This window comes from Cupriavidus sp. UME77 (assembly GCF_014170355.1).
GTDB lineage: Bacteria > Pseudomonadota > Gammaproteobacteria > Burkholderiales > Burkholderiaceae > Cupriavidus > Cupriavidus basilensis.
Genome location: NZ_LZZU01000058.1, coordinates 47866 through 67982 on the forward strand (window position 1 = coordinate 47866; position 20117 = coordinate 67982).

At 65.4% G+C, this 20117-nt stretch carries 18 protein-coding genes and 1 pseudogene; 7 read left to right on the forward strand and 12 right to left on the reverse strand.

Annotated elements, in window-relative coordinates; translation table 11 throughout:
* Nucleotides 1-53: 53 nt before the first annotated feature.
* Nucleotides 54-395 carry an FKBP-type peptidyl-prolyl cis-trans isomerase gene (locus A9975_RS23525; RefSeq protein ID WP_043353352.1) on the reverse strand — a complete coding sequence of 114 codons (342 nt, stop codon included), beginning with the start codon at nucleotides 393-395 and terminating at the stop codon, nucleotides 54-56.
* 109 nt (nucleotides 396-504) lie between these two features.
* On the reverse strand, nucleotides 505-813 hold the full coding sequence (locus A9975_RS23530; RefSeq protein ID WP_183034917.1) for a DUF1272 domain-containing protein: 309 nt from the start codon (nucleotides 811-813) through the stop codon (nucleotides 505-507).
* A 106-nt stretch (nucleotides 814-919) separates the two neighbouring features.
* Between A9975_RS23530 and A9975_RS23535 the strand changes: the two genes are divergently transcribed.
* A complete protein-coding gene (locus A9975_RS23535; RefSeq protein WP_370565339.1) occupies nucleotides 920-1912 on the forward strand; it encodes a GlxA family transcriptional regulator in 993 nt (330 codons plus the stop codon).
* A 15-nt stretch (nucleotides 1913-1927) separates the two neighbouring features.
* Here the strand turns inward: A9975_RS23535 and A9975_RS23540 are convergent, their stop codons facing one another.
* The 5 genes from A9975_RS23540 to A9975_RS23560 all read right to left on the reverse strand — a co-directional run bounded on the left by A9975_RS23540 (nucleotide 1928) and on the right by A9975_RS23560 (nucleotide 8233).
* On the reverse strand, nucleotides 1928-3289 hold the full coding sequence (locus A9975_RS23540) for a serine hydrolase (protein ID WP_183034918.1): 1362 nt from the start codon (nucleotides 3287-3289) through the stop codon (nucleotides 1928-1930).
* 35 nt (nucleotides 3290-3324) lie between these two features.
* Nucleotides 3325-4422: a CaiB/BaiF CoA-transferase family protein gene (locus A9975_RS23545; RefSeq protein ID WP_183034919.1), complete on the reverse strand. Its 1098-nt coding sequence runs from the start codon at nucleotides 4420-4422 to the stop codon at nucleotides 3325-3327.
* A gap of 17 nt (nucleotides 4423-4439) precedes the next feature.
* Nucleotides 4440-5423 (reverse strand): tripartite tricarboxylate transporter substrate binding protein, encoded by a 984-nt coding sequence (locus tag A9975_RS23550; protein WP_183034920.1) that lies wholly within the window; start codon nucleotides 5421-5423, stop codon nucleotides 4440-4442.
* Nucleotides 5424-5486: 63 nt separating this feature from the next.
* On the reverse strand, nucleotides 5487-6668 hold the full coding sequence (locus A9975_RS23555; protein WP_183034921.1) for an acyl-CoA dehydrogenase family protein: 1182 nt from the start codon (nucleotides 6666-6668) through the stop codon (nucleotides 5487-5489).
* A gap of 11 nt (nucleotides 6669-6679) precedes the next feature.
* Nucleotides 6680-8233: an AMP-binding protein gene (locus A9975_RS23560; RefSeq protein WP_183034922.1), complete on the reverse strand. Its 1554-nt coding sequence runs from the start codon at nucleotides 8231-8233 to the stop codon at nucleotides 6680-6682.
* A 100-nt stretch (nucleotides 8234-8333) separates the two neighbouring features.
* Between A9975_RS23560 and A9975_RS23565 the strand changes: the two genes are divergently transcribed.
* The 3 genes and pseudogenes from A9975_RS23565 (at nucleotide 8334) to A9975_RS23575 (ending at nucleotide 11924) form a co-directional block, all read left to right on the forward strand.
* On the forward strand, nucleotides 8334-9224 hold the full coding sequence (locus A9975_RS23565; RefSeq protein ID WP_183034923.1) for a LysR substrate-binding domain-containing protein: 891 nt from the start codon (nucleotides 8334-8336) through the stop codon (nucleotides 9222-9224).
* Between the two features lie 69 nt (nucleotides 9225-9293).
* A pseudogene (locus tag A9975_RS23570) lies at nucleotides 9294-9515 on the forward strand (mandelate racemase); the annotation flags it as partial.
* A gap of 222 nt (nucleotides 9516-9737) precedes the next feature.
* The gene (locus tag A9975_RS23575; protein ID WP_183034924.1) at nucleotides 9738-11924 is read left to right on the forward strand and encodes a TonB-dependent siderophore receptor; all 2187 of its coding nucleotides are present in this window, start codon (nucleotides 9738-9740) and stop codon (nucleotides 11922-11924) included.
* A gap of 155 nt (nucleotides 11925-12079) precedes the next feature.
* Here the strand turns inward: A9975_RS23575 and A9975_RS23580 are convergent, their stop codons facing one another.
* Nucleotides 12080-13960, reverse strand: coding sequence for a TonB-dependent siderophore receptor (locus tag A9975_RS23580; protein WP_370565343.1), 1881 nt, complete (start codon nucleotides 13958-13960; stop codon nucleotides 12080-12082).
* Nucleotides 13961-14104: 144 nt separating this feature from the next.
* On the opposite strand from A9975_RS23580, the gene A9975_RS38165 reads away from it, so the two are divergent.
* Entirely contained in the window at nucleotides 14105-14239 is a 135-nt protein-coding gene (locus A9975_RS38165; RefSeq protein ID WP_255503407.1) for a hypothetical protein, read from the forward strand.
* A gap of 101 nt (nucleotides 14240-14340) precedes the next feature.
* On the opposite strand, the gene A9975_RS23585 is transcribed toward A9975_RS38165, so the two are convergent.
* From A9975_RS23585 to A9975_RS23600, 4 genes are all read right to left on the reverse strand, one after another.
* Complete coding sequence (locus A9975_RS23585; RefSeq protein ID WP_183034926.1) at nucleotides 14341-15108, reverse strand: N-acetylmuramoyl-L-alanine amidase; 768 nt, start codon at nucleotides 15106-15108, stop codon at nucleotides 14341-14343.
* Nucleotides 15109-15223: 115 nt separating this feature from the next.
* Entirely contained in the window at nucleotides 15224-15907 is a 684-nt protein-coding gene (locus tag A9975_RS23590) for a hypothetical protein (protein ID WP_183034927.1), read from the reverse strand.
* 62 nt (nucleotides 15908-15969) lie between these two features.
* Nucleotides 15970-17364: a selenium-binding protein SBP56-related protein gene (locus A9975_RS23595; protein WP_183034928.1), complete on the reverse strand. Its 1395-nt coding sequence runs from the start codon at nucleotides 17362-17364 to the stop codon at nucleotides 15970-15972.
* Between the two features lie 101 nt (nucleotides 17365-17465).
* Entirely contained in the window at nucleotides 17466-18209 is a 744-nt protein-coding gene (locus A9975_RS23600; protein ID WP_183034929.1) for a YoaK family protein, read from the reverse strand.
* 147 nt (nucleotides 18210-18356) lie between these two features.
* On the opposite strand from A9975_RS23600, the gene A9975_RS23605 reads away from it, so the two are divergent.
* Entirely contained in the window at nucleotides 18357-19286 is a 930-nt protein-coding gene (locus A9975_RS23605; RefSeq protein WP_183034930.1) for a dioxygenase, read from the forward strand.
* 24 nt (nucleotides 19287-19310) lie between these two features.
* The gene (locus A9975_RS23610) at nucleotides 19311-20078 is read left to right on the forward strand and encodes an SDR family NAD(P)-dependent oxidoreductase (RefSeq protein WP_183034931.1); all 768 of its coding nucleotides are present in this window, start codon (nucleotides 19311-19313) and stop codon (nucleotides 20076-20078) included.
* The last annotated feature ends 39 nt before the right edge of the window (nucleotides 20079-20117 follow it).

A 20117-nucleotide genomic window follows, 5' to 3' on the forward strand; every position in this document is an offset into this window, starting at 1 on the left:
ACCCCGGCGGAATCCCGGCCTTCGGCATGCGCCAGCTTGTATGGGCGTCAGTATCAATCGTCCCGTGTCAGCACTTCCAGCAGCTCGATCTCGAAGACCAGGTTGGAGTTTGGCTTGATATGGGCGCCGACCTGCCGCTCGCCATAGGCAAGGTGGGCTGGGACATGGAGCTTGCGCTTGCCGCCGACTTTCATGCCCATCAGCCCCAGGTCCCAGCCTTTGATCACGCGCCCGGTGCCGATCACGCACTGGAAGGGCTTGCCGCGATCGTAGGAGGAGTCGAACCTGGTGCCGTCCTCCAGGTAGCCGCTGTACTGGGTGGTGATCAAGGCGCCTTTGACCACGGCCTTGCCGTCGCCGAGTTGAATGTCTTCAACCTGTAGTTCGTTGCTCATCCGCTGCTCTTCTTTCATGGTCATGGGTGCATTGACCGAGGAAGCAGAGTTTACATCCCGTGGCAGTGCCGCCAGAAGGGGCGCGGGCGGATTTTTGCCATCGGGCCGGCTATCGCTGCTCGGGAGGAAGCCCGCGAATGGCGGCTGAGAATTGCGCATGCGTGGCCGGATCCACCGGCCGGTGCTTGGTTTTCGTGCTTGCCGGATCGTTGCCCAGGAAGTTGTTGCCCTTCCAGTTGCGCGACGGCCGGATCGGCCTTGGCATGAAGCCGCCCCCACAATTCGGGCAGACATTGCCCAGGACATCGCCCACGCATGAGGCACAGAATGTGCATTCATAGCTACAGATGCGCGCTTCCAGCGACGCCGGCGGGAGCGCCTTGTTGCAGTGCTCGCAGCTTGGCCTGAGTTCCAGCATGTTCAGTCTCCTCCGCTCTGGCATGTCATATCAGTAAATTCCCTGCCATACTAATCACAAGGGAATATCGCAGCAATTCGAAAATATGACAGGTATGGTAAAAATCATGCCATCCGAAGATGAACGATCGGGGGCAACGATGAAGCGCATCTTCCTTGTGCTGCCGCCGCAGGTGCACATGCTGGATCTTGGCGGACCGATGCAGGTGCTGGGCGCCGTGGCCGCGCTCGGGATCTCGCCACTGGCGCTTCACTGTGTCGGGCCGCTGCAGGCGCTGACAAGCTTTCAAGGCCTAGCCTTGAGCGGGGTACAGGCCTTGCCGGCACGGCTGGCGCCCGGCGACGTGGTGATCGTGGTTGGTTTCAAGCTCGTGCTCAGCGCGCTGTCCACGCCGGAGCACCGGAAGATCGTTGACTGGCTCCAGGCCGTGGTGCGGCCCCGCCTTGGCGAGGTGACGCTGGCCAGCGTCTGCACCGGGGCATTCCTGCTTGGCGCGGCCGGCCTGCTCGACGGGCGCAGCTGCACGACCCACCACGAGCACCTGGCGCGGTTGCAGCAACGCCATCCGCACGCCCGGGTGCTGGCCGGCCGGGTGCTGGTCGAAGATGGCGCGCTGATCACCTCGGCCGGTGTGACGGCGGGCATCGACCTCGCGCTGCACCTCATCCGGCACGCGTTCGGTGCCCCGGCCGCGATCCAGGTCGCGCGCGAGAACGTCGTGCCGTTCCGCAGGCTGGGCCAGGATCCGGCGCTCGATGCGCAGCTGCGCTACCGCGATCATCATCATCCGGTCATCCACGCCGTGCAGGATTTCCTGACCAGGCAGCCAGCCTGCGAATTGTCGTACAGCGAGCTGGCCGGCCGCTTCGCGCTGAGCTATCGGCATCTGGCGCGGCTGTTCCAGCAGGAGTGCGGCGTCACGCTCAAGCAGTACCAGCAGCAATTGCGGCTGGATCTGGCACGCAGGTTGCTGAAGGACAGCGACTGGGCAGTCGAGCTGGTTGCGCAGCGCTGCGGCTTTGCCAGCCCGCAGGCGTTGCGCGCCGCGTGGCGGCGGGAAGAGGCCGTGCCGCCGTCGCGCTGGCGGTCACAGGCTTGAACGCTTCAGCGGCGCCTAATGCGGGATCGCCGCATAGAGTGCCTTGACGGCGTTGGCGAATGCCGCCGGAGATTCGGCCGGCCGGCGCTGGGTCGAGCCGGCGGACGTGGCGTTGGCGCTGGTGGGCCGCGGCGCGGTGTCGGGGCTCGACGAGAACTTGACGATGGTCAGCGCCTTCTTCGGGTTGATGTAGATCTTCTGGCCAAAGCGCCCGCTTGCCTCGATCGATCCGTCGCCATCGTTGACCTGGTACCAGTAGTCGCGGTAGGCGTAGTTGGCTCTGCCGGCTGCCAGGTTCCCGGTGGCAAACAGCGCCTGGTTGTCATTGGGCTTCAGCGCGAGGCGAACGGCTTTGCCGGCGATGGCGCCCGGGTTCTCGCCTGAGCTGGCCTTGCGAATCGCTTCGGCAAAGCGGGCGGCATCGCGCAGCGTGCTGTTCATGCCGCCACTGGCCATTTCCGTGCCGAGCTGGTCGACCTGGATATAGGCATCGTCCTCGGCAAAGCGGGACCAGATGCGCTGCGCAACCAGCTCGCTCCACGATTGGCCGGTGATCCTGCGCAGCGCCCAGGCAAGTGCCTCCGGGGAACCGTTCTGGTAGTACCAGACATTGGTCCCGGCAGCTGGCTGCGGGACCTGGGCGGCCTTCAGGAAGTCGTAGATATTGTCGGGCGCGCCGTCGCGGCGCGCAATCAGGCCAACGGCGCCAAACAGGCCCAGATCGGGCGGCAGGCTTGCCGGGTAGCTGACGGCTACCTCCATGTCCAGGTTCTTCTGGATCGTGGCTTCGCCGAACGGGTTGCCAGCCAGCTCCGGCACGTAGCTGGCCAGTTTCGCATTGGGATCTAGCTTGCCTTCGTCGATCAGCATGGCGGCAAGCAAGCCGGTGATCGACTTGGTCATCGAAGCCCAGATATGAGGCTGCCGGGGACCAAAGGAATCGAAGTAGCGCTCGTAGATGACTTGTCCCTTGTGCAGGACGATAAAGCCGTCGGTGTACGTATCGTGCAGGTAGCTCGACAATTTGACCTGTTGCCCCTCGAGGTCGAACGTCACATCGTCAAGGCGCGCAACCGGCGCAGCCGGCAACGCGTGCGGCGACGCGGCGCGCGTGATGCCGGCGGTGGGCGAGGTCTCCCGCGCATGGCGGAACGCCCATCGCAGGTTGGGGAGCTGGAACGCGTTCGCCTTGGTCACGCGCTTGTCCGGCGCGGGTGGAAAGCCCTGCATGATGCCAAGCCTGACCGGGTCGGTGGTCTCGGGCGGGTTTGGCGTTTGCGCGCCAGCCAGGGGGGATGCGGATGCGAGCATCGCGGCGATGGCGATCGATGCGCCGTAACGCGCCGCGCTGGCGCCATGCCTGCTTCCAGGATGCATGCCTGTCTCCATGTTCTATCGTTTGGCCTGAAGTGCTACCCGTTGTGTTCGCCAAGCGCGGAAACGTGATCGTCGCTTGCTGGCAGCCCAAGGGAAAACCTGACCGGGAAGCTCAGCGCGATGGCGTTCTCCGCAGGCACCTCGCGCACCATGTTTCGCGCCTTGACGTGCGGGTCCGCGAATAGCTCCTGCGCGCTGAGCGCGGGAGAGAACGGCAGGTCGTAGGGCGCGAAGACTTCCGCCCATTGCGCGAGGGACCGCGACCGGAAGATCCCCTTGAGCAGGCCGTTTACTTCCGGCTTGTGCTGCTGGCGGCCGGGCCGCGACGTGAACCGGGCATCGCGCAGCGCTGGATAATCCGCACCGATCGCTTCGCACAGGTTGAGCCAGAACTTGTTTTCCAGGATGCCCATGGCGAGATGGCGGCCATCGCTGGTCTCGAAGATATCGTTGTCCGGCATGACGGTTGGCGATTCGTGCGGGAGATCTTCGTACCCGCGCGCGGCCCAGGCGCCATGCGCGGTCCACGACAGGATGGCGTCATGGATCGACACATCCAGATGCTGGCCGCGTCCATGCTGCCGCGCGCTCATGACCGCCACGGCCAGCGCCAGCGCCGCATAGCCCGAGGCCGCGTAGTCGGAAACGCGCACGCGCGGCCGGGACACCTTGTCGTCCACCTGCACCGGCACGGACCAGTAACCTGCCAGCGCGAGATAGTTCAGGTCGTGCCCGGCATGGTCCGCATACGGGCCGGTCTGGCCGAACCCGGACACGGAGCACAGCACGATGGCCGGGTTCACTTGCGCGAGCGCGTCATAGCCCAGGCCGAGGCGTTGCATCACACCGGGCCGGAAGCCTTCGACAACGGCGTCCGCCTCGGTCACCAGGCGCAGGAATGCCGCGCGGCCCTCGTCGGATTTCAGGTCGAGCGCGACGGATTGCTTGCCGCGATTGAACTGCGCGAACACGGCAGGCCCGAGCTGGCGGGAGGTGTCGCCCGTGCCCGGCTGTTCCACCTTGATCACGTCCGCGCCCAGTTGCATGAGCAGGGTCGTGGCGTGCGGGCCGGGCAGGAGCTGGCTGAGATCAATGATCTTGACGTCCTTCAGGCAGGACCACTCAGGTTTCATTGCCGGCTCCCGGTGCTTTAGCTGACGTCGCCGTTCATGCCGATCGACTGGATCAGCTTGCCGTACCGGGCGGTATCCGCGGCCACCATGCCGTTGAACTGCGACGGCGAAGCACTGCGGCGCAATTCCCCCGCGTTGGCCTTCAACTGCGCATCCAGGCGCCCGCTGGCCTGCAACTCCGTGACCGCGGCAAAGAGCCGCTGGGTGAGTTCGGCGGGCAGGTGTGCGGGCGCGAACAGGCCGCTCCAGTTGTCCAGCACCAGGCCGGGGGGCAGGACCTCGGCAAGCGTCGGCACCTCCGGGAAATAGACGGAGCGTGTGGATGACGACACCGCCAGTGCCCGCACCTGGCCATTGCGCAGGTACTGGGTCGCGGTGCCCAGCACCGGCATGCCGAACTGGGTCTGGCCGCTGAGCATGGAGGTGATGATCTCCGTCGCGCCCTTGTAGGGGATGTGCACGGCATCGGTGCCCGTCTGGTGCAGCAAGGCCTCCACCGCCAGATGCGCGATGCTGCCTTTGCCGCCCGAGCCGTAGTTGAGCTTGCCCGGCGCGCGCTTGAGCGCGGCAATCAGGTCCCCGGCGGTTTTGTATGGCGCATCGGCAGGCACGATGAGAGCGGTAGGGCCGCCGGAAATCGCCGCGATGGCGGTGAAATCGTGCGCGGGATCGTACGGCATGTTCCGGTACATATGCACGTTGATCACATGCGTGTTCGCCAGAATGCCCAGCGTGTAGCCGTCCGCGGCGGCGCGCTTCAAGGCGCTCGCGCCGATCACGCCGCCCGCGCCGGGCATGTTCTCAACGACCAGCGGCTGGCCAAGCGTGCGGCCCAGTTCGGCCGACAGTGTGCGCGCGATGTTATCCGGTGCGCTGCCCGCCAGGAACGGGACGATCAGGCGCACGGGACGATTGGGATAGGGCGCGGCGGCGCGCACCGGCGTGAGCATGCTGCTAAGTGCGGCAGCGCCCGCGGTGGCGAGCCAGGTTCGGCGTTTCATAGGGGTGTCTCCAGTTCTTGGCTGCGCAGTTTGCCTGCGTCGGTCTGATCAATCGCTGACGGCTCAGGCTTTCGCCTGCATGGGTTCAAGAATCGCGCGGGCGATGGTATTGCGCTGGATCTCGCTGGTGCCGGTGAAAATCCGGAACATGCGCAGCTTGCGGAAAGCCTGCTCCACCGGATGTCCTCGCGTCACGCCCACATTGCCGTGGATCTGTACGGCTTTGTCGGCTACCTCGAAACAGCGCTCGGAGATGAACAGCTTGCATGCCGCGGCCTTCACCCGAAGATCGGCGCCACTGTCCGCCAGCGCGGCGGTTTGCGCGATCATGCTCTCGCAAGCCCACAGCGCGGCGGCCATGTCCGCCAGCATGTGCTGGATGGCCTGGAAGCGCGCAATGGGCCCGCCGAACTGGCGGCGCTGGCCGGCGTACTCCAGCGAGGACGCATAGGCCTTGGTAGCCAGACCCAGCATGGTGGGGCAGTGCAGCAGCCGGTTGACGTTGATGCGCGACATGCCGAGCTTGAAGCCGTTGCCTTCGCCGCCAAAGATATTGGCGCGCGGCACCCGCACATTGACGAACTCGATGTCCCCATCGATATGCTGGCCCGACATCGGCACGTACTCGGTGCTGACCTTGACGCCGGGCAGGTCCAGGTCGATCAGCACGGCCGTGATGGCCGGCGGCGAAGCGGTGGCATCGGTGACGCACATGACAATGGCAAAGTCGGCAAACGGCGCGCCGCTGATGTAGTGCTTGCGGCCGTTGATGACAAGGTCATCGCCGTCCACCACGGCCGTGGTGGAGATGCTCTGGGCATCCGAGCCGGAATGCGGCTCGGTCAGGGCGAAGCAGGTGGATTTCTCGCCCCGGATGACCGGCTGGAAGTAGCGCGCAAGCTGGTCCGGCGTGGCGTACTTGAGCATGTTGCCCACGCGCGGCGGGCCGCCCAGGTCGCCCAGCACGTGCGGCGCCAGCACCGCGCCGCTGGCGGCAAGGTCGGCCTTGAGCGCGCATTGCTCGGCGATGTTCAGGCCCTTGCCGCCGAGCTCGACGGGCAGGCAGGCGGCATAGAGCCCCAGCTCGCTGGAGCGGCGCCACACGCCGCGCAGCACATCGCGCGGCCAGGCATCTTCGGACCCCAGGCCGAGCTCGCGCTCCAGTGGCAGCAGTTCCTCGTGGATGTAGCGCTGGATGCTGGCGCGGGTCTCGACCAGCACGGGATTGGTCAGGTTGTCGAACATGGTGGTTCTCCTCAATTCACGCGACGGGATACGCCTTGCCAGTACGGCTCGCGCACCAGTTTGCGAGCGAGCTTCCCGCTCGCGTTCTTAGGCAGCTCGGTGACGAAGTCGATGGTTCGCGGCGACTTGTAATCGGCAATGCGCGCGCGGCAGTGCGCGATGAGATCTTCCGCGGTGCCTTGCCGGCCGGGCCGCAGGGCAACGACGGCCTTGACGCTTTCGCCCCAGGTGTCGTCGGGCACGCTGATCACGCAGGCTTCCATCACGTCTGGATGCTGGTAAAGCGCGGCCTCGACCTCGGTCGGATACACATTGAAGCCGCCGGAGATGATCATGTCTTTCTTGCGGTCGACCAGGTAGATGTAGCCTTCTTCATCCACCCGGGCCAGGTCGCCGGTGCGCAGCCATCCGTCCACCAGCACTTCGCGCGTCAGCTCCGGCTCGCCCCAGTACCCGTGGAAGACATCCTCGCCGCGGATCACCAGTTCGCCGATGTCGTCGCCGGCCACTTCGCGGCCCTGCTCGTCGACCACGCGCACCTCCGTTTCGCCAAGCGCCCGTCCGCACGACGCCAGCCGCTCGGGCCGGTGCGCCAGGGCGTCGGCATGATCGGCGGTGGACAGGCGGGTCACGCCTGAGGTGGACTCGCTCGCGCCATAGCCTTGCGACAGGATGGGGCCGATGCGCTCCCACGCCTCGCGGATGCGCGCGGGGGCCATCGGCGCGGCGCCGTAGGCCAGGGTCTTGAGGCTGCTCAGGTCCGCGCTGGCCAGGCTTGGCTCGGTCAGCAGCATATTGATCATGGCCGGCACCATGAACACATGGGTGAGGCGCAGCCTGGCCACCTCCGCCAGGAAATGCGCGGGCTCGAACTTGTCGAACAGCACCAGCGTTGCGCCGGTGTACAGATACGGCTGCATCAGCATGCCGGAGGCGTGGGTGATGGGCCCGATCAGTGCCAGGCGGTCACCGGGCCGAGCCGGGTTGTCCATGCTCAGCAGCATCTTGCGCAGCGCAGCCAGGCGGTTGCCGTAGCTCTGCATGGCGGCCTTGATCTTGCCCGTGGAACCCGAGGAAAAATGCAGGACGGCGAGGTCGTCGGGCTGCGGCGTGAGGTCGAGCGGCGCTGGGCTCGCGGCTGCGAGCAGGGTCTCGTAATCGCCGTAGCCGTCGGCGGGTTTGCCAATCGCGATGAACGTTTGCACGGATCCAAAGCCTGCGGTTTCGGGCGAGTAGCCGGTATAGCCGGGGCCGGCAAACAGGATGCGCGGCGTGCAGTTCTCGGCCACATCCGATGCCTCCGCCGCCGTGAAGCGCGGATTGAGTGCGGCCTTGACGAGCCCGGCCTTGTACAGGGCGCACTCGATCTCGACCAGCTCGGGGCGGTTGCGTGATTGAATCGCCACGCGAGCGCCCCGGGTGAGGCCGAGGGCCAGCAGCGCATTGGCGAGGCGGTTCGAGCGCTCGTCCAGTTCGCGATAGGTCAGCACGCGGTCGTTGTAAAGCACGGCGGCGTGATCCCCCCAATAGCGCGCCGCGCGGCGCAGGAAGAAAGCGAATCCCATGGGTTGTCTCCTTGATGGTTCTTCGCCGTAGTCTGTAAGATGCAGGGCATCACTACAATGCTGTACCGGCTATAAAGACATAACCAGCGGGAATGTCGCGATGGAGACGAGAGATCTTGAATACGTGCTGGCCGTGGATGCGCACGGCGGCATCGGCCGCGCCGCGGAGTCGCTGGGCATCAGCCAGCCGGCGCTGACCAAGGCGGTGCAGCGCGTGGAAGCGCAGATCGGCCTGCCCTTGTTCGAACGCACCGCCCATGGCATGACCCCGACGCAGGCGGGCATGCAATTCATGGTGCGGGCGCGCCGCATGCGGCTGGAGTTCGACGACGCGCTCAAGGAGATGCAAGGCATCCGCACGGGCGAGCAGGGCATGTTGCGCCTGGGCTATTCGCCTTCGATCCCCAATGCCCTGGTGCTTGACGCCTGCCGTCAGCTGCTGCGGGAGCGGCCCGTTGCCCGGTTGCGGCTGCGCCGGCTGCTGGCACGGGACCTCATGGAGTTGCTGCTGGCGGGCGAGCTTGACCTTGCCATTGCCCCCACACCAAGGGAGCGCGCCAGCGAGTTCGCGGTGGAAGAACTGTTCGACGACCGGCTGATGGTGGTGGCCGATGAAGCGCACCCGCTGCAGCGCCGCCGCAAGCTGACCCTTGCGGATCTGGTGGGCCAGGACTGGCTGCTGCCCGGGCCGCATATCATCTTGCGCCAGCAGGTAGACGCAGCGTTCCGCAAGCAAGGGCTGGCCGCCCCGAACCTGCGCATCGAGACCGATTTTGGCAGCTCCTCGCTCTTCGACCTGATGCGCGGCACGCTGATGCTGAGCATATCGGGCACAAATTCCGATGCGATGATGACCGGGCTGCGCCCGCTCAACCTGGGGCTTGAAGAACTGGACCTGCGCCGGCGCGTGGGCGTGATCACCCGGGCCGGCGCCTATCTCTCGCCGCTTGCGCAGCGCATGACGGCGCTGGTGCGGGAGCAAGGCGCCTGACCTGCCGGGCTATGCGCCACCGTCTGGGCCCAGCGGGGCCAGCGGGGCCACCGGCGTGAAAGGGGCCGCACGCGCTGCATGCCGCATGGCGGCCATCAGATGTCGCTCAATATCGCGGCCGGGCTTGGCCTTGGCGGCAACGAGTCCTATCCGGACCTGTTCCAGCCCTACGGCGGCTTTCCCGATGGCGTGAAGGTCGATAACGGCTACATCACCATGCCGGACTTGCCGGGCATCGGCTTCGAAGGCAAGGCCGACCTGTATCGCGCCATGCAGGCACTGGCAGGCTGATGGCAATCCATAGGCCGGCTTGCCGGCCTATGTTGCGTACAGAATACAAATCCTTGGGAAATCCTTGGAGATTTCTTACGGTCGTTGAGCTGGCATCCCTGTTTGTGATAAAAAAGCGAACCATTCTCATTTGCATTCGTATTCGCAAATAGATTGGCGCTTCGCACCACACTGCAGCCCAGGTTCCCGCCAGACCCAACCTTCCCAAGGACGTTTCCGCCGATGTCTAATCACCGCCGCTTGCCGCTGCGCGCCGCCGCATGCCAGGCAATGCCCCGCCTTTCGCCCATTGCCAGCGCTGTATTTGGCCTGACCGTCGCGTTTGCCACGCTGCCGGCCGCCAGCCTGGCGCAGACCGCCATGCCGGCAGCCACGCAAACCGATGCCACCTTGCCAGTGGCCACCGTCATGGCCGAGCGGCTGACCGAGCCGGCCAAGGTGGAGAGGATTGGTGGTGGAGCGCTGGGTGAGCGCAAGCCTGTCGACACGCCGTTCTCGGTGGTGGCGGCAAGCAGCGAAGAGATCCAGGACCGCATGGCGCAGACCGCCAGTGACGTGTTCAAGTACGATCCCGCGGTGTCCATCCTGGGCGAGAACGGCCGTACCGAAAACGCCTATTTCGCCGTGCGCGGCATGGCCATCGACCTGCTCAACGGCACCAAGGTGGACGGCCAGAACTTCGTTTCCTGGAACACCGACCTGCCGCTGGAACCGTTCGAGCAGGTCGAGCTGCTCAAGGGCCTGTCGGGCTTCATGTACGGCTTTGGCAGCCCCGGCGGCATCATCAACTATGTGGTCAAGCGCCCCACCGACGAGCCGTTGCGCCAGTTCACCGTGGGCTACCAGGCCAACAACGTGTGGAGCGAGAAGATCGACCTGGGCGGGCGCTTCGGGCCGGACCAGCGCTTTGGCTATCGCCTCAACGCAGCCTTTGAGGAAGGCCGCACGGCCGATCCGGGCGTGCAGCTGCGTCGCGAGGTGGTATCGCTGGCCACGGATTTCCGCATGACGCCGGACCTGACATTGAGCGCCGACGTGATGTACTGGAAGCGCAAGACCAACGGCACCCTGTTTGGCCTGGGGTTCGACGCCAGCCTGCCGGTCGCCGATGCCAGCAAGGTTTCGCGCCGCTTCGTCCAGCCCTACAGCTTCCACGAGACCGAGACCACCACGGTGGGCACCGGCGTGGACTACCGCATCAACGACAAGTGGAAGACCAGCTTCAAGTACCGCTTCGCGCGCGAGAGCCGCTTCAGCGGGGACAGCTACATCTTTGTCAACGATGCCGCCGGCAATTTCTCCGACACCCAGTACAACTGGAAGTCGGCGTTTTACTACCAGGCCTATGACGGCATGGTGCAGGGCAGGTTTTCCACCGGCAGCATCCAGCACGACGTGGTGTTCGGCGTGGGCTACCAGTCCCAGGTGCGCGTCAACGATGCAGGCGTTGGCGCCACCGACGGCATCTTCCTGGGCGAGAACAATCTTTACAATCCCACGCTGCTGGCCAACCAGGCTTCCGGCCTGGTGTACCAGCCGTACCGCGACTACAAGATCACGCAGAAATCCATCTACGCCAGCGACACCATCCAGTTCACCCAGCGCTTCTCGGTCTTGGCGGGCCTGCGCTACACCGATTTCAGCCAGGACAATTTCGACAGTTCGGCCAATGTCACGGCGAGCTACAGCGCCAAGCCGGTCACTCCCACCGTGGCCCTGATGTTCAAGACCGACAACGACTCCACCGCTTATGTCAGCTATGTGGAGTCGCTCGAGCAAGGCGGCTCGGCCAGCAATACCAACGCCAACTTCCCGCAGACCTATGGCCCGCTCAAGAGCAAGCAGTATGAGGTTGGCTACAAGACCGAGCGCCGCGACTGGGGTGCCAACGTAGCCCTGTTCCGCGTTGACCGCGGCTACGAGTACACCAACACGGCCAACGTCTTCGTGCAGGACGGCACCCAGCGCTACACCGGCCTGGACACCAGCGGCTGGGTGCGCATGGCGCGCGACTGGCGGGTGATGGGCGGCGTGCTGTGGCTCGACACCAAGGCCACCGGCATCGATGATCCCGCGGTCAACGGCAAGCGCATCTATGCCACCCCCAGCTACATCGTCAGTGGCCGCGTGGAGTACGACGCGCCCTTCCTGCGCGGCCTGACGCTGGCGGCCGGCGCCAAGGTCACCGGCGCCATGTGGGTGAATGCGGCCAATACCCAGTACGTGCCGTCGTATACCACCGCGGACTTGAGCGCCAGGTACACCACGCGCTACGCCGGCAAGACGGTGACGTTGCGGGCCGCGGTCAACAATGTGTTCGATCGTCGCTACTGGACTACCACCTACGGCGGCTTTGTGTTGCCGAGTGCGGCGCGCACATTCCTGGCGAATGCCACCGTGCAGTTCTAAGAGGCACCCCTTTCAAGGTGACGAACATCAGGGGCGCTCTCCGTGCTCTCGAACAAAAACCGGAGAGCGGGATGGCCGGATTGTCGCCTGCGCAGGCCATGCCGTTCAATCGGACAACGAAACAGCATCTCTGTGCTGGGCATGGGCGGTTTTCTTCAGAACTGGTACCGCAGGCCGGCTACGATCTGCCGGCCCAGGCCCGGGGTGACCGCAAGGTTTCCCCATGATGCCGGGTAGTAATTCTTGTTGAACAGGTTGTGTACGTCCAGCGAGATCCGGGTGCGACGATCAATCTGCCAGTATGTCACCAGCTTGACGGTGGCATAGGCAGGCAGTGAATAGGTGTCGGTGGCATTGCCGGAGCGCGAGCCCACGTAGACCAGGCCGCTGCCTACACCGTAGCGCCCGCCTAGCGGCATTGCGTCCTCTCTGATTGCCAGCAGGCTCGCGCTTACCTTGGGGATGTTGGTCAGGCGCGTGCCCACGGCAATGGCGTTGTCCTTCGTTACTTTGGCGTTGATGAGAGCGAAACTGCCACTAACGCGCCAGTGCGTGTCGAGTTGGCCGAACGCATCGAACTCCAGTCCGCGGCTTTGCACCTCGCCTGCAGCCACGCTGAAGTTGGCATTGGTGGGGCTGCGGGTCAGCACGTTTTGCTTGACTATATCGAACACAGCCAGCGTCGCACCCAGCCGCTGGTCGGCAGACTGCCACTTTGCGCCGGCCTCCAGCGCCCGGCCTTGCTGCGGGTCGAAGGCATTCCCCGCCTCGTCCACACCGCTGTTGGGACGGAAGGACTTGCCCAGCGACAGGTAGAGCGAGGTCTGCGCGCGCGGCAGCCAGGTCAGGCCCACGCGTGGCGACACCGCGCTCTGACTTTGACTGGTGGATTTCGCCGTGATCAGGTTGTCCACCGTCTGGTGATAGTTGTCCAGCCGCACGCCGGCAAGCAGCTTCCATTGTTCGGAGAGATCGATCTGGTCCTGCAGGTACACACCGAGGCTGCGCTGATTCTCGCGGGTGCTGATGCTCGGCGCCACCGGCGGCTGCGGCTGGCCGTACACCGGCTGGTAGATGTCGATGGCATACGGGTTGGATGCAACGCTGGAGTAGGCGATATCCATGCCCATATAGAGGCGCGATACGTCCACTCCCGCCAGCATGGTGTGCCCCAGGCCACCGGTCTGGAACTTGCCTTCCACTTCGGCCTGTGCCGAGGTGTCCCGCGACGGCAGGCTGCGCCAGCTGTTGCGGCGGGTCAGGGTGCGACCATCGGCTAGCAGGCTGCCGAACTCTGCGGCTTCGCCGTAGAAGCCGGATTCCTTGTAGCTCATGCCGATGCGCGTGCGCCAGCCAGGCGCCAGTTCACGGTCCAGTGTGAGCTGATGGGTGTCGCTGGACAGATGCAGATTGGGGTCCCCTGGTTCACCCAAGACGCGGTCGCGAGGCAGGTCGATGCGGCCGTTGACGTTGATCAGGCCCCGGTCCAGCGGCGTGCGCGCGCGCATGAACTCGCCCTCGTACTGCAATAGCGTCTTGTTGTCGATTACCCACGCGAAGGCAGGGGCTACGAGGTACTTGCTGTTGTCCAGCAGCGAGCTGCGGCTGGCCCCGTCTTCCGCCATGACATTGAGCCGGTAGGCCACGTTCTCCGTGATTGGGCCGGTGCTGTCCAGCGCCGCGCGCCGGAAACCGAGCGTGCCGATACTCAGGTCTGCGGTATTGGCCCGGGTGAACTGCGGCTTCTTGGTCACGATGTTGATGGTGCCGCCGGGTTCGCTGTTGCCATAGAGGGCTGCGGTCGGGCCTTTCAGGAACTCGAACCGATCCACAGTGGCTGTGTCTCGCATTGGGTTATAGCCGCGGGCACCGGGGAAGCCATTGACCAGAAAACCCATATCGGTGCTGCTGAAGCCGCGGATCGCGTAATTGTCCCAGGTACCACCAAAATCGTTCAGGCGGGCGATACCGCTGACGTAGTCCACGGTTTCGGACAGGCGCGTTGCACCCAGGTCGTCGATCAGTTGCGAAGTCACGACGCGAACCGACTGGGGTACCTCGTGTAGCGGCGTTTCTGTTCGGGTGGCACCGCTGGAGACGGATGGCATGTACCCACTATTGCTGGCGCTGACGCGCACTTCAGGCAGTTCGGTCGGTGCGGCCGCGTCCTGCGATGCCGCGTGGACGGCCTGAGCAACGGGGAGCAGCGCAAGGCCGGCATGCCAGGCGAAGCGGCGAACGGAAAATGGGAAAACAACCATGACGGCAATCAAGAGAACATCGGCCGTCTAATGTACTCGATTGAATACGATTGATTCGCATTTCGTATGTTTTGAAAGGGATTGCTTTTGAGCGACCAAACTTGTGGTAGCGGCTGGGCCGGCCCGTCGCGTTCGCGGGCCGCTGCCGGGCGCTATCAGGGAGGAAAGCATGATTGAGCAACGGCTGTTGCCGCACCGTTGTCGCCGGCACAGAACCGGGCGACCGCCGCGCCGATCGACTCGGCCATCATCTGCCTGTACGCCGGATCGCCCAGCCGGGTTTCCTCGGCGCGGTTGACGATCACCCCGGCTTCGAACAGCACCGCCGGCATCTTCGTGGTGGCCAGGACCTTGAGCGCATCGAACCTGTAGATGCCCAGGTCCGGGTCGACCAGTTCCCTGTTCTCGCCTTCAATCTGTTCGGCATGGTGCAGGGTGGGGCGCAGGCAATGCTTGTGGAGTTCGGACCCCAGCACGCGCGCGAACCGCAGGCTCTCGTCTGGCTGCTGGTTTTGGCCGGAGTAAAAGATCGAGTAGCCGCTGAAGTCGTCGCTGTAGCGCTGCGGCTTGGCCTCATGGGTCCATGCGGATAGATAACGCGGCTGGACCGAGTCGTGATGGAGCGACAGGAACAGATCCGCCCCGCGGCGATTTGCCAGCTCGGAGCGGTCTGTCAGCGAGATATCCGCGCCGCGCTCGTTGGTCAGGATGACGTTGGCGAACCCCATGCCCGCCAGCACCGGCACCAGCGTTGCGGCCAGGCGCGTGTTGAACGCGAACTCGGGCACGCCGCGCGCGCTCGTTGCGCCCGGGTGGCTGGCTGTATGTCCCGCATCAATGGCAATCACGAAACGGCTCCTGTCGCACTGTTGCGATGCCGGGCTTGCCGGGAGCGACAAAGCCAACGCCAGGCCGGCGAACACCAGCCGGGCCAATCGCACCGGAGTCAGAGACTGCATAGCTTGCATATGCGCTAAACCCTGCGCAAAAACCTGCGCTAAATCGATAGGCCCTCGATTCTATCGGGTTGCCATCGGCCTACGCCATCAACAGCAATGCCGCGCCACAGCCCACCAGCGCCACCGTCCACATCCGGTCCAGGTTGATCCAGCCGGTGCGCAGGAAACCCACGCCGATGCGGTCGTATACCAGCAGCGCCACGGTGCCGATGGCAAGCAGCATGGCCAGCGTGTGCAGCCCGAGCGCCAGCAGCGCTGGCATGAGCGGTCCGCCTGCCGCCGGAGCGCCGGCGGCGCGGCACAGCGGCAGCAGCACCGGCACCAGCATCAGCCCCGCGCCGTGCGTGCCCGCCATCAGGAACGACCATAGCGCCAGCCCGGCCATGCCGGCCTGCATGCCTACGCGGGGGCGCTGGCGATGGCCGCGCAGCGCATGCCAGGCAGCCCAGCCGATCAGCACCGCGCCGCCGGCGCGCGCCAGCCATTGGGGATCTAGCAGGCTGCCAAGCGTGAGCGTGGCGGCCAGCACCAGGGCCACCGCGATGGCGTGGCCGAGCGCGATCGGCAGCAGCGCCAGCAGCACCACCTTGCGCCGCCCGCGATGCAGCCCTAGCGCCACGGCAAACAGCCAGCCCATGGCGGGATTGACGCCGTGGAACAGGCCCAGCGCGGCGATGGCCAGCCACGGCCACCAGAGCGGCCACAGGGCGGACCACTGCGTGGCGAACTGCGTGCCCAGCGGCACGCCTGTGGTGGCGAACATGGCAGGGGCGCAATGGCGTCGGTTATGTCGTTAGTTATGAAGTTAGTTATGGCGTTATGCGGCTACGGGAAGCAATACGAATCCGACGAGCAATCCCCGCCTTCCAGCCTGACCTGGTGCGGGCGATGGCCCGCCGGCCAGCGCAGGAAGAACCGTGGGTCGAAGCGGATGCCGCCTTCGGGCGCGGCGTCGAGCTTGACCATCCAGCCCTCGATGCCCTCCGGGTAGAACTGCGCATCGACGGCGCCGTAGAGCGAGTTGGTGAAGTAGATGCGCCGCCCGTCGCGGCTGACCTCCACCATTTGCGGGCCGCCGTTGAGCGCGGCGCCACCTGCGCCCGGATGCGTGGCGTGCGAGACGATGCCGCCTATGCGCACGCAGCCGGTCTGCCTGGGCGCGAACGGGTCGGAGACGTCGTACTGCAGCAGGTCGCCGGTGCCCCAGCAGGACACGTAGAGGAAGCGGTCGTCCATCGACAGGTCGATATCGCTGACCAGCGGCGGCACCGCCTTGAAACCCTTGAGGATGGGCGGCAGCAGGTCGGGGTCCGCAGCCTCGGCAGGGATATCGATAATCTTGCGGATCGCCCATTTGCCTTCGTCCCGATACCAGACCCAGATGGATGAGGACAGGTCCTTCAGGCTGATCACGCAGTTGACGAAGCCGTACGCCTTGGTGGGGTCGTGCGCGGGGCGCAGCTCGAACACAAGCTGGTATTCCTCGCCAAAGTCGATCTCCTGCAGATGCTTGCGCTTGGTCATGTCCCAGAAATGCAGCCGCCTGCCATAGCGCGAGGCGAGCAGGATCTCCGGCACCAGGCCGTCCTCGATCATGTCCGGCGTGCCCCATTCGCTGGTCACCAGCGTGTCGAAGCCAAGGTGCCACCAGCCGTCATAGGCAAAATGCTGCGGGCCGCGCTCCACTTCCCATTGCCCGAGCGGGTCGAAGCCCTGCTGGTCCAGAAGCATGATGCCGCCCGGCCCCTTGCCCTCTGCGTTGCCCAGCGCGGTCACGTAGATGCCGCCGGGGCCGCAATGCACGGTATGCGGGCGCGAGTAACCGGTGCGCTCGGCCAGCTCGCCCGGCTCGATGATCTTGGTAATGGCAGGCCGCAGCGGATCGGGCTTGGTGTCGATGATGTAGATGCGCGAAGAGCGCAGGCCCGGCACCACCAGGTAGCGCCGCTCCATATGCGGGTGCGGGGCGTTCGGGCACAGGCAGGACGAGCAGGCGTTCCAGCCGAAGTGATGCAGTTCGTCGCCCGCGTTGGGCACCATGACCTGGCCGACGATGGTGCCGTAGGCCTTGGACGCAGGATCGACGTCGACTACGGCAATGCCGTCAGGCTGGGTACGCGTGGGATCGAACATCGCCACATAGGCGAGTGCTTCGGGCGGCGCCTTTGCTGCCAGGCGAGGGGAGGGGTAAAAGCTCGGATCGGGCTTCCAGGTCGCCATGGTGCATCTCCTTGCGCCACCACTGGCTTTGAACTATAGGACACATCGCGGCGGGCGTCCGACGCCGGCTCAGGCACGCATCCCATGGTTGCATCCTGGCGCTACGCCTGTCTGCCGGCCAGGGACGCGGCGGGGCCGGCCCGGTAGCTATACGCCAGCGCCAGCAGGATGAGGATCGGCACGGCAAGACACCAGTACGACGCCTGCACATAGGCATACGCGCCCGACACGGCGCCGGCCGCGAATGCAGCGATGGCGGGGACCATCTTGCGCAGCCGGTTCTTCGCCGCGGCCACCTTGTCGGCCGAGGCGCTGCGCAGCTCGACCAGGTCGATGATGACCTGCGTGCTGTTGCCCGTCATGATGGTGGTCGGCACATGGTCGGTCAGCACGATCCGGGATTGCGCGTTCTGGACCGCCATGGCAGCCACCCCCAGCATCCCGGTTGCAATGGCCGATGGCATGTCGGGCGAGGCCATGGGCGAGGCCACGCACCCCGCCAGCATGAAGGCGGCAAGCAACAAGCCTTGCGTGACCAGCAGCGGCGGCAGCGGCGGCCTGCCGCGCGCCTGCATCGTATCGACGGCGATCTTCGTCGCAGCCACCGATAGCGCGAACACCGGCAGCGCCAGCAGCTTGGCCAGCACGCCACCGGTCGCGTGCGCAAGCGCCACGCCGAGCATGACAAAGTTGCCGGTGACGTGCGCGGTGAACAGGCCGAACAGGGCGATAAAGCCGACCACATCGACGTAGCCCGCTACCAGGCTGAGCATGGCGCCCTTGAACACCTGGCTGGCGATTGCCTGCGGTTGCGTGGGCGGGGAGGACTGTGGCGTGGTCGGCATGGCGGGGTTCATGTTTGTGAAGAGGAGGGCGCTCGCCCGTACTACAGCATAGGACGCGGGTGCTTGTCCAATTGCAAATTTTCTTGATTTTTCCAGAACCCGGCCCATAATGCAAACGTTTGCATAAAACGGAAAACAGAGATGAATATGGAGACGACACTTGCCCCGAGGCTCGGCCGCGGCCTGTCCGTGGTGGACGACGAACACACGCTGAGCCAACTGGTCAAGCAGGCGATGCGCGATACCACCAACCCGCGCCTGCGGGAGGTCGTCGACGCGCTGGTCGATCATCTGCACGCGTTCCTGAGGGAGGTGCGGCCCAGCGACGAGGAGTTCGAGTTCGGGCTGCGTTTTGTCGCGGCGCTAGGCCATGCAACCAACGCAACCAACAACGAGGTCGTGCTGGCGGCCGATGTGCTCGGGTTGTCAACGCTGGTGACGCTGATGAACAACGGCATCACCGATGGCCGCACGCCGGGCGCCCTGCTGGGCCCGTTCTATCGCGGCGGCGCGCCGTCCTACGCGTGCGGGGATTGCGTGGTGCAAGGCGAGACGCCGGGGCTGCCATTGTTCGTGAGGGGGCAAGTGCGCAACACCGCCGGCGAGCCCCTGGCCGGCGCGCTGGTGGAAGCGTGGCAGGCTTCGCCGGTTGGCCTCTATGACAACCAGGACCCCTCGCAACCGGACAAGAACCTGCGCGGCGCCTTTCGGGCCGATGCGCAAGGCCGCTTCCATTTCCGCACGGTGCGCCCGGCGGGCTATCCCGTGCCGACGGGCGGCCCCGTCGGCCAGCTGCTGGCCGAACAGAACCGCCATCCGTACCGCCCGGCGCACATTCATTTCATCGCCGCGGCACCGGGTTATCGCACGCTGGTCACGCAGGTATTCGCCGACGATTCCGAGCATCTGGAGTCGGACGTGACCTTTGGCGTGCACCGCGAACTAGTGGGCCATTTCCGGCGTGTGGACGAAGGCACCAGCCCATGGGGCGGTTTCGCCGCGCCGTTCTACACGCTGGATTTCAACTTTGTGCTGGAGCCGGGCGAGCAGACCTTCCCGACGCCGCCGATCGACTGATTACCGAACACGGAAGAACTGACGATGACCATTCAACAACAAGGCTCGACCCCGCAACTTGGCGGCAAGGTTGCCGTGATCCTCGGCGGCACCGGCGGCATCGGCATGGCGACGGGCCGCAAGCTTGCCACCCTGGGCGCCAGCGTGGTGCTGGTCAGCCGTAATGCGCAGACTTGCGCGCGCGCGGTGGCCGAACTGCCGCCGGGCAACCATCTTGCGGCGGTGGCGCAGATCAGCGATACCGCATCGCTCGTGCGCCTGGCCGATGACGTGCAGCGCAAGTACGGCCGCATCGACATGCTGGTCAACAGCGCGGGCTTCACCAAGGCGGTAGCGCATGCCGACCTCGATGCGTTGGACGATGCGCTGATCGATGAGATGTTCGCGGTGAACTGGCGCGGCCAGTTCGCCGCGATCCGCGCCATGGCGCCGCACCTGAAGGCAACGGGCGAGGGGCTGGTGGTCAACGTGGGGTCCATCGCGGGGCGCACCGGCATGGGCAGCAACGTGGCGTACTGCGCGGTGAAGGCAGGGCTCGACATGATGGCCATATCGCTGGGCCGCGCGCTGGCGCCCGAGATCCGCGTGCTCAACGTATCGCCCGGCGTGGTCGACACCGATTTCGTGCCCGGGCGCGACAGCGCCTTCAACGAGCGCGCTGCCAGGACCACGCCGCTCAAGCGCATCGGCAAGCCGGATGACGTCGCCGATGCCATCGTGGCCTGTGCCACGTCGCTGCGCTTTTCCACCGGCACCACCATCGTGGTCGACGGCGGGCGCCAGCTTGGCTGATCCCGCCCCCCACACATTGTTCCAGGCAGCAAGACACCA